Below are 12866 nucleotides of genomic sequence, written 5' to 3'. Positions count from 1 at the left end.
ATCGCACGCCGCCGGACGGGTCTAGGGGGTTTCCAAACACACTCATTGGGGGAGGTTAGCGTCATGGTACTTTTTGCCTTGTTATGCGCCGTTGCGGCGTTGCTCTACGGGGTGTGGTCGGCCAAATGGGTGCTGGCCAAGCCCACCGGCAACGCGCGCATGCAGGAGATCGCCGCCGCCATCCAGGAAGGGGCGTCGGCCTATCTCAACCGCCAGTACTCCACCATCGCCTTCGTCGGCGTCATTATCTTCGTCATTCTCCTGATCGCCCTGGATACCTATACGGCGGTGGGTTTCTTCATCGGCGCGGTGATGTCCGCCGTGGCCGGTTACATCGGCATGATCATCTCGGTGCGAGCCAACGTGCGCACCACCCAGGCCGCCTACAGCGGCCTCAACGCCGCCCTCGCCGTGGCCTTCCGTTCCGGCGCCATCACCGGCATGCTGGTGGTGGGCCTGGGGCTGTTCGGCGTGGCCGCCTATTACGGCATCCTGCTGCTGCTGGACGTGGAGGATCCCGTGCAACCCCTGGTGGGCCTGGCCTTCGGCGGTTCCCTCATCTCCATCTTCGCGCGTCTCGGCGGTGGCATCTTCACCAAGGGGGCCGACGTGGGCGCCGACCTGGTGGGCAAGGTGGAGGCGGGGATCCCCGAGGACGACCCCCGCAACCCGGCGGTCATCGCGGACAACGTGGGAGACAACGTGGGCGACTGCGCCGGCATGGCGGCCGACCTTTTCGAGACCTATGCCGTCACCATCATCGCCGCCATGCTGCTGGCCGGCCTGGTGATCCCCAACTGCACGCCTGCCACCCTGGCCTACCCGTTGCTGCTCGGCGGGGTATCCATTCTCGCCTCTATCATCGGCACCTTTTTCGTCAAGGCGAAGTCCGGCCGCACCATCATGGGGGCCCTCTACCAGGGCCTGTTCGTGTCCGCCGGCATCGCCGCCCTGGCGTTCTATCCCGTCACCCAATTCGCGATGGGAGACAACGGGCTCTACACCATCAACGAGATCTACGGCTCGGCCCTCATCGGCCTGGTGCTCACCGGAGCCATGGTGCTCATCACCGAGTACTACACCGGCACGGATTTCGCGCCGGTACGCCACATCGCCGAGGCCTCCACCACGGGCCACGGTACCAACGTCATCGCCGGCCTCGGGGTCTCCATGCGCTCCACAGCCATTCCGGTGCTCTACGTCTGCGCCGCCATCTGGGGTGCCTACAGCCTGGCTGGGCTGTTCGGTATCGCCACCGCCGCGGTGGCCATGCTGTCCATGACCGGCATCATCGTCGCCCTCGACGCTTATGGGCCCGTCACCGACAATGCGGGGGGCATCGCGGAGATGGCGGATCTGCCCGAGGAGATCCGCAACATCACCGATCCGCTGGATGCCGTGGGCAATACCACCAAGGCGGTGACCAAAGGCTATGCCATCGGTTCCGCCGGTCTCGCCGCCCTGGTGCTGTTCGCCGATTACACCCATGGTCTGGAACTGGTGGGCCACCACCTCGAGTTCAGCCTGTCGGATCCCAAGGTCATCATCGGCCTGTTCCTCGGCGGCATGGTGCCCTACCTGTTCGGTGCCCTGGCCTTGGAGGCCGTGGGCAGGGCCGCCAGCGGCATCGTCAAGGAGGTGCGGCGCCAGTTTCGCGAGATCCCGGGCATCATGGAGGGCACCACCAAGCCCGATTACTCCAGGGCCGTGGACATGCTCACCCGTTCCGCGATCAAGGAGATGATCGTGCCCTCCCTGCTGCCCATCGTCTTCCCGGTGGCGGTGGGTTTCCTGCTCGGCCCCGTGGCCCTTGGGGGGCTGCTGCTGGGCACCATCGTCACGGGCCTGTTCGTGGCCATCTCCATGACCGTGGGCGGCGGGGCCTGGGACAACGCCAAGAAGTACATCGAGGACGGTGCCTACGGCGGCAAGGGTTCGGAGGCCCACAAGGCGGCGGTCACCGGCGACACCGTCGGCGACCCCTACAAGGACACCGCCGGCCCCGCCATCAACCCCCTGATCAAGATCATCAATATCGTGGCCCTGCTCCTCGTGCCGTTGATCTGATCCCCTGCGGGCATTCGCCCACGGGCCCGGGGTCCGGGCCGTGACGGCGATGGGTTAGAATAGCCAATCGACAGCCAGGGCGCTTCGCGGCGCCCTGGCAGCTCGGTTTCCGTAAACTGACAGACAGAGGGCAGGCCATGAACCTTGACCGCGTAGCCTCGGGGCGCGACGTCCCCAACGAGATCAACGTCATCATCGAGATCCCGGCCAATTCGGACCCGGTGAAATACGAACTGGACAAGGAGACCGGCGCCATGTTCGTGGACCGCTTCATGTCTTCGGCCATGCACTACCCGTGCAACTACGGTTACGTGCCCCATACTTTGTCCGCCGATGGCGACCCGGTGGATGTCCTGGTGCTGACGCCCTATGCGTTGATCTCCGGCTCGGTGATCAGTTGCCGGCCGGTGGGTGTCCTCAAGATGAAGGACGAGTCGGGCGATGACGCCAAGGTGCTGGCGGTGCCCGTGGACAAGCTCTGCAAGACCTACCGAGACGTGCAGGACTTCCGTGACCTGACCGGCGAGGTGCTCAATCGTATCTCCCACTTCTTCGAGCATTACAAGGACCTGGACGAGGGCAAATGGGTGCGGGTGGACGGCTGGTACGGCATCGAAGAGGCCAAGCAGGAGCTCATCAACAGCGTCTCCATGTACCGGGATGCGCCGGAGAAGCCCCGTTTCTGAGGCGCAACGGGCATTCCCGGGCGCGACGCTACCGTGAAGATCTGCATCCTCTCCGACAGCCATGATCGCCGGGATCTGCTGGCTGCCGCGGTGGCGGATGCGGTGGACCGGGGGGTAGAGGCCGTGTTCCACGGCGGCGACGTGGTGGCACCCTCCACCCTCTCGGTACTCCAGCCCTTCGGACTTCCCGTGCACGTGGTGCATGGCAACAACACCGGTGATCTCTATACCATGAATGCCATGGCCCGGCGCAAGGGCAGCATCATCACTTATCATGGTAACGACATGGATTTGGAACTGGGTGGGCGCCGTATCTTCATGGTGCATTATCCCCACTACGCCCGCGGCATGGCGGTGATGGGGGACTGGGACCTGGTGTGTTGCGGCCATAGCCACCGCGCGGTGGTGGAACGGGTGGCCACGATCAAGGGTGGCGAGTCCGTGCTGGTGGATGCGGGCACCGTAGGCGGCGTTTGCGAGCCCCCCACCTACGTGCTGGGGGATCTGGCGACCATGGAGTTCCACATCAAACGGGTGCCGGAATCATGACGGCCGCAATCGTGCCGGCCATGGCAGGCGCGGGCCGGCATGGACTCACCGGTGGGCTTCACGCCGGATAATTCGCCGGTCACGGCCCCGGCGTACGGTGCCGCCGTCATTTCCTGGGGTGCCGGTATCGTGCTGGCCCTGGCCGTGGTGGCGGGCATCCACTGGTATGTGGGATGGGGGCCCCTGCTGGCGCCGTGGCAGGAACTCGAGGTCCACGCCCTGCTTCTCGCCCTCGGCCTGGCCGTGGCCGGCTACCTGGCGCGGGCGGTGCGGCTTTATCTTTTTTTTGCCGGCCCCACGGCGGGCCGATTCGCCCTGACCCTCAAGCTCGTGCTGCTCAATACCCTGGCCAACAATCTCCTGCCCATGCGGGCGGGGGAGTTGTCCTTTCCTCTGCTCATGAGGCGCTTCTTCGCCGTGCCCCTGGGTACGGCCACGGCCGCCCTGGCGTGGCTGCGCTTCATGGATCTGCACACCCTGTTGGGTCTTGGCCTGATCGGCCTCCTGGCGGGGCGTATGGACGGCCCCTGGGGATGGCCGCTGATGGCGGCCTGGCTGGCCTTGCCGTGGCTGGCCTACCGTTTTCAGCGTGCCATCCCGGGCTGGCTGGGCGCGGGGCGCTGGCGGCGCCTGGGCGCCGCCGTCGCGGCGGGGTCGCCGGCCCACGGCCGCGCCTTCTGGGAGTGCTGGCTTTGGTCCGTCCTCGCCTGGGCGGCCAAGCTGGCGGTATTCGTCTGGCTGCTCACGGCCTTCAGCGGTGCCGCCGTGGAGGTCGCGCTGCTGGGGGCCCTGGGGGGCGAACTGACCAGCGTCCTGCCGTTCCACGGCCTGGCGGGCATGGGCACCTACGAGGCCGGCGTGGTGGCGGCCATGGCCCCCTTCGGCGTGCCCCTCGAAGCGGCCCTGGCGGCGGCCGTCAATCTGCATCTGTTCCTGCTGGGGGTCTCGGTGGCGGGCGGCGCCCTGGCGTCGCTGATCCGTGAACCACGCGGCCATGGATGAGGCTCTGCTGGTCTGGATCAATAGGGGTTGGTCCGGGCCCCTGGCCGACGCCCTGTTCACCTGGGCCTCCGCGCGCTGGACCTTCTCCCCTGTTGTTGCTGCTGCTGGGAGACAGCGTGCGGCGGGCGGGTTGGCATGGCGCCAGGCTGTGGCTGTTGCTGGTGGTGAGCATCGGTATCGGCGATGCCACCGGTAATATCATCAAGTCATGGGCCGGCGAGCCCCGGCCGTGTTTCGCCCACCATGCGCTTCTGGTGCAGCCGGGCGGCGAACCCATGCATCGATGCAGCGGCTCCGCCGCCACCGGCATGCCCTCCAGCCACGCCCTCAATTTCTTCGTCGCCGCCACCTTTCTCACCCTCACCACCCCGTGGCGATCCTGGCAGGTGGTGGTTTTCGTCGCCGCGGTGTTGGCCTCGGTGTCGCGGATCTATCTGGGCAAGCACCTGCCCAGCCAGGTGCTGGCGGGGGTGGGTGTCGGTACCGCCATCGGCATCCTGGCGGGGCTGTGGGCGTGCTACCATCGCGCCTCCATCCCAGCCAGCCCGGGCGACCGGTTTTTCCGTCATGAAACAGATGGATAGCAGCGAGAGACCCATCCTCGGGGGGCTCGATGACGGGGACACGCCGCTGGCCGTGACGGTGGTGGTACCCCTCTACAACGAGGCCGACAGCGTGCCGGCCCTGGTGGCGGAGTTGCGCGCGGCCATGGCGCAGACCGGCTACCCCTGGGAGATCATCCTGGTGGATGACGGCAGTACCGATGCCACCCCCGCCCGCCTGGAGGCGGTGCTGGAGGCGGACGCCGATGACCGTTTCCGGGTCCTGACCCTGCAGCGCAATTTCGGCCAGACCGCGGCCATGCAGGCCGGCATCGACCATGCCACGGGATCGGTGATCGTCACCATGGACGGCGACCTCCAGAACGATCCCGCCGACATCCCGCGGCTGGTGGAGCGCCTGGTGGCGGAGGATCTCGATCTGCTGGTGGGCTGGCGCCGGCATCGCCGGGACAACCTGTGGCTGCGCATCATCCCGTCGCGGTTGGCCAACCGGCTCATCGGCAACGTCACCGGGGTGGAACTGCACGATTATGGCTGCAGCCTCAAGGTCTATCGCGGCAGCGTGATCAAGCGGGTGCGGCTGTTCGGCGACATGCATCGCTTCATCCCCGCCTGGGTCTCGGTGCATACCTCGCCCACTCGTATCAAGGAGGAGGTGGTCAACCACCGCGCGCGGCTTCACGGCGCCTCCAACTACGGACTCACCCGGGCGTTTCGTGTGGTGGTGGACCTGCTGTCGGTCTATTTCTTCATCAAGTACCTCAGCCGGCCGGGCCATTTCTTCGGACGCATCGGCCTCGCCTTCGGTGGCGCCGGGGGCCTGATTCTCGCCTATCTGGCCTATGCCAAACTGGTCCTCGGCGAGGACATCGGCACCCGGCCCCTGCTGATGCTGGGGATCCTGCTGGTGGTGGTGGCGGTGCAGTTCCTCACCACCGGCGTCCTCGGCGAGTTGGGGGCCCGCACCTATTTCGCCACCAGCGCCACCCTGCCCTACGTGGTGCGTCGGGACAGCCATCGCGTGTCCCGCCGCCACGGTGCCGCCGCGCCTTCCCCCTGACCCCGCGCGGTCAAACCCCCGTGAGTGATCACAAGCTCTCCCCCTCCCTGGCGCCGGCGTCGATGCTGGTGGTCCTGGCCATCGCCCTTCACGCGATCGTGATGTACACCGCGAGCCTGGAGCTGCACTACGAGGAGGCCCAGTACTGGCTGTGGTCCACCCGCCCGGACTGGAGCTACTATTCCAAGGGTCCGCTGGTGGCCTGGCTCATCGCCGTCGCCACCGCCGCCCTGGGTCAGGGCGAGGCTCAGGTGCGGCTGTTCGCCTGGCTTACCCACGGGCTGTTTCTGGTGGCCGTCTATGGCTTCGCCCGCGACCTGTGGGGGCGCCGTGATGCCGCGCGCTGGGCGGTGATGCTCGCGGCGCCGGCCCCCGTCTACTTCCTGCTGGGGGGTGTCATGACCACGGACGTGTTCCTGTTCCTGTTCTGGACCCTGGCCCTGTGGGCGGCCTACCGGGCATTGGTGTGGCAGCGGCCCCGGGCCTGGTATGCCATGGGCGGGGCCGTGGGTGTGGGGGCCCTGGGCAAGCTCAGCATCGGCCTGTTGCCGGTGACCACCGCCGTGGTGATGCTGTTGCGTGCCCCGTGGCGCCGCCACTATCTGACCCGCCCGCCGTGGCTGGCGGCCCTGCTGGCGCTGCTGCTGATGGCGCCCATGGTGGGCTGGAACGCGGCCCACGACTGGGTGATGGTGCGCCACGAGAGCGGCCACGTGGCCGGCGGTGGCTTCGATGGCCTGGGGTTGGCGGAGTTCATCGCCGGCCAGTTCATCGCCCTGTCGCCGCTGTTACTGGCCACCATGCTGGCGGTGCTGTGGCGCCCGGCGGCGCCGCCCGGGCCTCGCCTGGTGTGGCTGGTCTCGGTAGGGGTGCTGGCCTTCTTCGTCGTCAAGGCCATGATGGGCAAGGTGCAGCCCAACTGGCCCGCCGTGGCCTACATCGGCGGGGTGGTGCTGCTGGCGGGGGAGGCGGTGCGCCGCGGCCCGCGCTTCCGGGCCTGGCTGGGGGTGGTGATGGCGGCGGCGGTGTTGCAGTCCCTGGCCATCCTCTACCTGCCCCTGACGGGGGCCTTCGAGGGTCGTGATCCCCTCAAGGCCCTGCGGGGCTGGCAGGCACCCATCGACGCCCTCGCAGGCCATGCCGCGGGCGTGGACTTCATCCTCACCCGCAACTATCACCTCGCGAGCCGCCTCGCCTTCTACCTGCCCCGGGGGCTGCCCGTCTATCTGGGGGGCGACGGCGGGCGCCGCCACAACCAGTTCGACCTGTGGCCCGGTCCCGCCAGGCATCGCGGCGGCACCGCCCTGTACGTGGTGGATGAGCAGCGCCTGCCCGCCGCCGTGCGGGACGCCTTCGCGGGTTGTACGCCCCTGCCGACCCTCCCTGCTGGGGACCCGCGCCTGTTCCCGTGGCGCTGCCACGGCTTCGAAGGCGAAACCTGGGCCCCGCCCAGCGGCTACTGAAGCGGGCCATGGAAGTCATCGTCGCGCTACTGGACTGGTTGGAAGGCCACCCGTGGGCCACCGGGTCCCTGGTGGGTCTGTCCATCGTGACCTTCTTCGGCAGCCTGCTCGCCCTGCCGTGGCTGGTGGCTCGCCTGCGGGCGGACTATTTCGTCTACGACCATCGCCTGCACGACTCTCGCGGCGACCGTCATCCGGCGGTTCACGCCCTGGTAGTGGTGGCGAAGAACACCCTCGGGGCCGTGCTGGTGGTCGCCGGCCTCGCCATGCTGGTGCTGCCCGGCCAGGGCCTGCTGACCATCCTCGTCGGGCTCATGCTCATGAACTTTCCCGGCAAGTACCGTCTGGAGAAGCGCCTGGTGAGAAATCCCAGGGTGCTGCGGGCCCTCAACTGGATGCGTGCCCGTTGGCGACGTCCGCCGCTGCAGCCGCCTCCCGGTTGATGCGGGCGATGACGCCGCCGGCGGGATCGTCGGTGTAGAGCGCGTGGTTGCTGGGATCCACCCCGAGGATGCTGCACAGGGTGACGATCTCGATCTGCTCGGCCAGGTCGATGCCGCCATCGGCCTCGCTGATGGCGAGGCAGATGCGTATCAACAGCTCGGCCTTCTCCCCATCCTCGGCCGCCACCTCTTTGACGTCCCGCAGGGCCCGGGTCTGGCCCTTGGGTGGGTCCTCCAGGATGGCCTGTACATACTCGTCGAACAGATCCACGCCCTCGTGGGGATCGAAGACCTTGAGTTCGTTGAGAGTCTCCAGCACCTTGTCGAGGCGCATGCGCTGGCCCAGGGTCACCTGACCGTGGATGGAGGCCACCAGGGCCGCCGCCGCCATCACGCCACGCAGGAAAGGGCGGTTGCGGTGGCGTTCCAGCTGCACCCGGTAGAGGGACTTCAGCTCTTCGAGGAATCCTGGCATGGGCGGCACTTCGTGCTGTGTATGATCGGAGATTAGCGCGCCCATCGGGGGGCGTCCAGCGCCCGGCCGCAGCCGCCTCAGGGGAGCCCCAACCACGGGATCCCGAAGGCGCGCAACAGCATCGTGGTGTCCTCCAGGGGTAGGCCCATGACCCCCGAGTAGCTGCCGCGCAGCTCCTTGACGAAGGCCCCCGCCAGGCCCTGGATGCCGTAGGCCCCGGCCTTGTCCATGGGTTCCCCGGTGGCCACGTAGGCGGCGATCTCCACCGCCGCCAGGGTGCGGAAACGGACCTCGCTGACGTTCACCCGGACGGCCTCCCGCGACCCCTGCACCAGGGCCACGGCGCACATCACCTGGTGGCTGCGGCCGCCGAGGGCCGCCAGCATGCGGTGCGCTGCGGCCCCATCGCTGGGCTTGCCGAGAATGGCGCCCTCCAGCACCACCGTGGTGTCGGACCCCAGCACCGGCAGATCCCCGTGGCGCTCCGGTAAGACCCAACCGGCGCGGGCCTTGGCGAGAGCCAGCCGGGCCACGTAATCCCGCGGCCCCTCATCGGGCCCGAGTCGCTCGTCCACCTCCACCGGCAGATGGTGAAAGGGCACGCCGATCTGCGCCAGCAGGGCCTGGCGGCGCGGCGACTGGGAGGCGAGGTGGATAACGGGTTCCGGGAGCGGCGAGTCGTTCATGGCAGGGTCGGTCAGTCGCGGTGATAGGGATGGCCGCTGATGACCGACCAGGCGCGGTAGATCTGCTCGGCCACTACCACCCGTACCAGCATATGGGGCAGGGTCAGGGGCGACAGGGACCACAGCCGGTGCGCCTGCTCCTTGACGCGGGGGGCCAGGCCGTCGGCCCCGCCCACCATGAGGCCCACGTCCGTGCCCTCCTCCAGCCAGCGTCCGAGGTGAGCGGCCAATTGGCGGGTGGACCAGGAGTGGCCCCCTTCGTCCAGGGCGATGCGCAGGTCGGTGTCGGCCACCGCCTCGAGGAGCAGGTCCCCTTCCCGCCCCCTGAGCTTGTCGAGGTCGCCGCCGCGGCGCTGGGGGGCCTTGATCTCCCGCAGTTCGAGGTGGCAGCCGCCGCTCAGGCGGCGGGCGTATTCATGGTAGCCCGTGGCGATCCAGTCCGGCATGCCGCGGCCCACCGCCGCCACCACCACCTTCATGAAGAGCTGGCGGTACGCTGGCCCGCGGCGCTCTCGGACCAGAGCTTCTCCAGCTGGTAGAAATCGCGGATGCGCGGCTGCATGACGTGGACCACCACATCGTTGAGGTCGATGAGCACCCACTCCCCTTCCTTCTCCCCCTCCATGCCGAGCATGTCCAAGCCCCTGGCCTTGGCCACGTCATGGACCTTGCGGGCGAGGGCGGAGACCTGGCGGTTGGAGCCGCCGCTGGCCAGCACCAGCCAATCGGTCATGGCGGTCATGCCGCGCACGTCGAGGGTCTTGATATCGAAGCCCTTGACGTCTTCCAGGGCCTCCACCACCAGGTCGCGGACGGCCTCAGGACTCGTGCTCATAGAGTCCCTGGCGACGGATGATCTGCAGGGCCGGGTCCGGCAGGAGATAGCGCGGGCTGCGGCCGGTGGCGACGAGGCGGCGAATGCGGGAGGCGGAGATGTCGAGCATGGGCACCTGGAGTATGAGGATCCTGCCGGCTAGTGTCTCATTCAATTGCGACGGCCTGTCAACCTGGTGTCGTTGCAGGAGTTCCCCCGGGGGGCCTTGGGGCGGTGCGCTGCCGGGTCGCCCGGCGATGCCGATGTGGGCGAGTTCCGGGATCTGCCGCCAGCGGTGCCAGTGGTGAAGGCCCTGGAAGGCATCCATGCCCATGAGGAAGCACAGGGGCGTGTGGGGATGGTCCCGGCGCAGGGCCTCCAGGGTATCCACCGCATAGGAGGGGCCGGGGCGCTCCAATTCCCGCCGGTCCACCCGCAGCCGCGGCTCGCCGGCCACGGCCGCTGCCGCCATGGTCGCCCGCTCCTCGGCGTGGGCTACCGGGGCATCGCGATGGGGCGGCGTGCCGGCGGGCACCAGCAGCACCTCCTCGAGGCCCAGCCCGTCGGCGAATTCCAGGGCCAGGCGCAGGTGCCCGTAGTGGATGGGATCGAAGGTGCCGCCGAGGATGCCGAGCATCAGGGGGTCAGGCGAGAATCATGGTGAATGGTGAATGGTGAATGGTGAATGGTGGATAGTTCGGATAGTCATTATTGGCGGATGTGGCCGTCGCCGAGGACGATGAACTTGACCGATGTCAGGCCTTCCAGGCCCACGGGGCCGCGGGCGTGGATCTTGTCCGTGGAGATGCCTATCTCGGCCCCCAGGCCGTATTCGAAGCCGTCGGCGAAGCGGGTGGAGGCGTTCACCATCACCGAGCTCGAATCCACCTCCCGCAGGAAGCGGCGGGCGCGGCTGTAGTTCTCCGTGACGATGGTATCGGTGTGGGCCGAGCCGTGGCGGTTGATGTGGGCGATGGCCTCGTCCAGGTCCTTGACCACCCGGATGGCCAGGATGGGGGCCAGGTACTCCGTGTCCCAGTCCTCCTCCGTGGCCGCCGCCGTCCCGGCCACCAGCCGGCAGGTGGTGGCGCAGCCCCGCAGTTCCACCCCCATCTCCTGGAGCATGGGGCCCAGCTCCCCCAATACCGGCTCGGCCACGTCCTCCGCCACCAGCAGGGTCTCCATGGTGTTGCAGGTGCCGTAGCGCTGGGTCTTGGCGTTGAAGGCCACCTGGATGGCCTTCTCCAGGTCGGCGTCGCCGTCCACGTAGACGTGGCAGTTGCCGTCCAGGTGCTTGATGACGGGCACCCGGGCGTCCCGGGAGATGCGCTCGATGAGGCCCTTGCCGCCCCGCGGGATGATGACGTCGATGGCCTCGGGCATGGTGATCATGGCGCCCACCGCCGCGCGGTCGGTGGTGTCGAGCACCTGCACCGCGTCGGCCGGCAGCCCGGTGGCCGTGAGCCCGCGGTGGATGGCCCCGGCAATGGCCTGGTTGGAGTGGAAGGCCTCGGAGCCTCCCCGCAGCACCGTGGCGTTGCCCGATTTCAGGCACAGGGCGGCGGCGTCGGCGGTGACATTGGGGCGCGACTCGTAGATGATCCCCACCACCCCCAGGGGCACCCGCATGCGGCCCACCTGGATCCCGGAGGGCCGGTAGCTCAAGTCGAAGATGGCACCGATGGGGTCGGGCAGCGCGGCCACCTGGTGCAGGCCCTCCATCATGGCATCCACGCGCCCCGCCGTGAGTTCCAGGCGGTCCAGCAGGGCGGCGTCGAGGCCCTTGGCCCGGCCCGCCTCGAGGTCCCGGCCGTTGGCGTCCATGAGGGGGCCGCGGTCCGCTTCCAGGGCCGTGGCGATGGCGCCGAGGGCGGCGTTCTTGTCGGCGCTGCCGGCCGCCGCCAAGTGGCGGGAGGCGGCACGGGCGCGGGTGCCGACGCCGGCCATGTAGTCTTGGATGTTCATGGGTGGATTGTCTCCCCTCCCGCACGGTTTGTCATGGCATGGGGCCGTCGGTCACCGGTCCTGCCGCGGCAGGAATCCGGGTTGTCCGGCCAGGGCCAGGCAGTAACGCTCCAGGGCCACCCAGGGTGTCACGCCGGCGCCGCGGCCCTTGGCGGCGCGGTCCAGGAGGGCGAACTGGGCCAGCAGATCCAACAGCCGGGCCATGGGGTGGCGGGCCAGGGCGGCCTCGAACAGGGCCCGGCGTCGCTTCCACTGGAAGGCTCCGCCGACCAGCCCGGGGGGGGGGCGCTGGGTGGCGCCGCCGCCGTGGGCCAGGGTGCACAGGCCGCGGATGTCCTGGCCCAGGGCCCACAACACCAGGGGCAGGGGCGTGCCCTCCCCTTCCAGATGGGGCACGATGCGGGCGATGCGCCCGGCGTTGCCCGCCAGGGCCTCGTCCGCCAACTGGTAGAAGTCGTGACGCGCGCTGTCACTCACCGCCGCCAGCACCTGCCTGGGGTCGAGGGTGCCGGGGCCTTCCACCAGCAGCAGCTTTTCCAACTCCTGGTCGCAGGCCAGCAGGTTGCCTTCGGTACGTTCGGCGATGATGGCCGCGGCTTCATCGTCCAGGGTCATGCCCCGGGCCGCGGCGCGGCGCGCGATCCAGCGCGGCAACTGGGCGATGTCGATGGCCTGGCTCTGGACCACCACCCCCTTCTGTTCCAGTCCCTTGAACCAGGCGCTCTTGTAGGCGCCGCCGTCCAGTTTGCCGGTATTCACCAGCAGCAGGGTGTCGGGGCTCAATGTTTCCAGGACCTCCCGCAGTACCGCGCCCCCCTCGCGCCCGGGCTTGCCCCCGGGCAGGCGCAGGTCGATGACGCGGCGGGTGGCGAACAGGGACAGGCTGCCCAGCTCCGCCGTCAGGACACCCCAGTCGAAGCGGCTGTCGGCATCCAGCACCACCCGTTCCTGGAACCCCGTTTCCCGAGCCGCGGTGGTGATGGCGTCGAAGGCCTCCGTGAGCTGCAGGGGCTCATCGCCACACAGCAGGTAGGCCGGCGCCAGCCCGCGGCGCAGATGGCCTTCGATCTGTGGCGGGTGGAGGCGCACCGGC

15 protein-coding genes are annotated in these 12866 nt (G+C 68.6%); 8 read left to right on the top strand and 7 right to left on the bottom strand.

What is annotated here, in order from left to right; all coding sequences use genetic code 11:
• Positions 1–63: 63 nt before the first annotated feature.
• The 8 genes from U5S82_08120 to U5S82_08085 all read left to right on the top strand — a co-directional run bounded on the left by U5S82_08120 (position 64) and on the right by U5S82_08085 (position 7833).
• Positions 64–2067: a sodium-translocating pyrophosphatase gene (locus U5S82_08120; protein ID MDZ7751613.1), complete on the top strand. Its 2004-nt coding sequence runs from the start codon at positions 64–66 to the stop codon at positions 2065–2067.
• 137 nt (positions 2068–2204) lie between these two features.
• Positions 2205–2753 (top strand): inorganic diphosphatase, encoded by a 549-nt coding sequence (gene ppa, locus U5S82_08115; GenBank protein ID MDZ7751612.1) that lies wholly within the window; start codon positions 2205–2207, stop codon positions 2751–2753.
• A 33-nt stretch (positions 2754–2786) separates the two neighbouring features.
• Complete coding sequence (locus U5S82_08110; GenBank protein MDZ7751611.1) at positions 2787–3302, top strand: metallophosphoesterase family protein; 516 nt, start codon at positions 2787–2789, stop codon at positions 3300–3302.
• Between the two features lie 39 nt (positions 3303–3341).
• Entirely contained in the window at positions 3342–4304 is a 963-nt protein-coding gene (locus U5S82_08105; GenBank protein ID MDZ7751610.1) for a lysylphosphatidylglycerol synthase domain-containing protein, read from the top strand.
• A 92-nt stretch (positions 4305–4396) separates the two neighbouring features.
• A complete protein-coding gene (locus tag U5S82_08100) occupies positions 4397–4888 on the top strand; it encodes a phosphatase PAP2 family protein (GenBank protein ID MDZ7751609.1) in 492 nt (163 codons plus the stop codon).
• Complete coding sequence (locus tag U5S82_08095) at positions 4881–5927, top strand: glycosyltransferase family 2 protein (GenBank protein MDZ7751608.1); 1047 nt, start codon at positions 4881–4883, stop codon at positions 5925–5927. The genes U5S82_08100 and U5S82_08095 overlap by 8 nt, the downstream gene beginning before the upstream one ends.
• Positions 5928–5947: 20 nt before the next feature.
• Positions 5948–7390, top strand: coding sequence for a glycosyltransferase family 39 protein (locus U5S82_08090; protein MDZ7751607.1), 1443 nt, complete (start codon positions 5948–5950; stop codon positions 7388–7390).
• A gap of 8 nt (positions 7391–7398) precedes the next feature.
• Complete coding sequence (locus U5S82_08085; protein ID MDZ7751606.1) at positions 7399–7833, top strand: PGPGW domain-containing protein; 435 nt, start codon at positions 7399–7401, stop codon at positions 7831–7833.
• On the opposite strand, the gene U5S82_08080 is transcribed toward U5S82_08085, so the two are convergent.
• The 7 genes from U5S82_08080 to holA all read right to left on the bottom strand — a co-directional run bounded on the left by U5S82_08080 (position 7778) and on the right by holA (position 12862).
• Complete coding sequence (locus U5S82_08080) at positions 7778–8308, bottom strand: TerB family tellurite resistance protein (protein MDZ7751605.1); 531 nt, start codon at positions 8306–8308, stop codon at positions 7778–7780. The two genes, U5S82_08085 and U5S82_08080, sit on opposite strands and share 56 nt — an antisense overlap.
• Before the next feature lie 77 nt (positions 8309–8385).
• Positions 8386–8994: a Maf family protein gene (locus tag U5S82_08075; protein MDZ7751604.1), complete on the bottom strand. Its 609-nt coding sequence runs from the start codon at positions 8992–8994 to the stop codon at positions 8386–8388.
• An 11-nt stretch (positions 8995–9005) separates the two neighbouring features.
• Complete coding sequence (rlmH, locus tag U5S82_08070; protein MDZ7751603.1) at positions 9006–9473, bottom strand: 23S rRNA (pseudouridine(1915)-N(3))-methyltransferase RlmH; 468 nt, start codon at positions 9471–9473, stop codon at positions 9006–9008.
• Complete coding sequence (gene rsfS, locus U5S82_08065; GenBank protein ID MDZ7751602.1) at positions 9470–9829, bottom strand: ribosome silencing factor; 360 nt, start codon at positions 9827–9829, stop codon at positions 9470–9472. The genes rlmH and rsfS overlap by 4 nt, the downstream gene beginning before the upstream one ends.
• The gene (gene nadD / locus U5S82_08060) at positions 9813–10445 is read right to left on the bottom strand and encodes a nicotinate-nucleotide adenylyltransferase (protein MDZ7751601.1); all 633 of its coding nucleotides are present in this window, start codon (positions 10443–10445) and stop codon (positions 9813–9815) included. Before nadD ends, rsfS begins: the two co-directional genes overlap by 17 nt.
• 71 nt (positions 10446–10516) lie before the next feature.
• On the bottom strand, positions 10517–11773 hold the full coding sequence (locus U5S82_08055) for a glutamate-5-semialdehyde dehydrogenase (protein MDZ7751600.1): 1257 nt from the start codon (positions 11771–11773) through the stop codon (positions 10517–10519).
• A gap of 51 nt (positions 11774–11824) precedes the next feature.
• Positions 11825–12862: a DNA polymerase III subunit delta gene (holA, locus tag U5S82_08050; protein MDZ7751599.1), complete on the bottom strand. Its 1038-nt coding sequence runs from the start codon at positions 12860–12862 to the stop codon at positions 11825–11827.
• Positions 12863–12866: the final 4 nt, after the last annotated feature.

The sequence above is a fragment of the Gammaproteobacteria bacterium genome, from assembly GCA_034522055.1.
Lineage (GTDB): Bacteria > Pseudomonadota > Gammaproteobacteria > JAABTG01 > JAABTG01 > JAABTG01.
The sequence above is the reverse complement of the archived record's forward strand: the minus strand, read 5'-3'. Positions and strand labels throughout refer to the sequence as shown.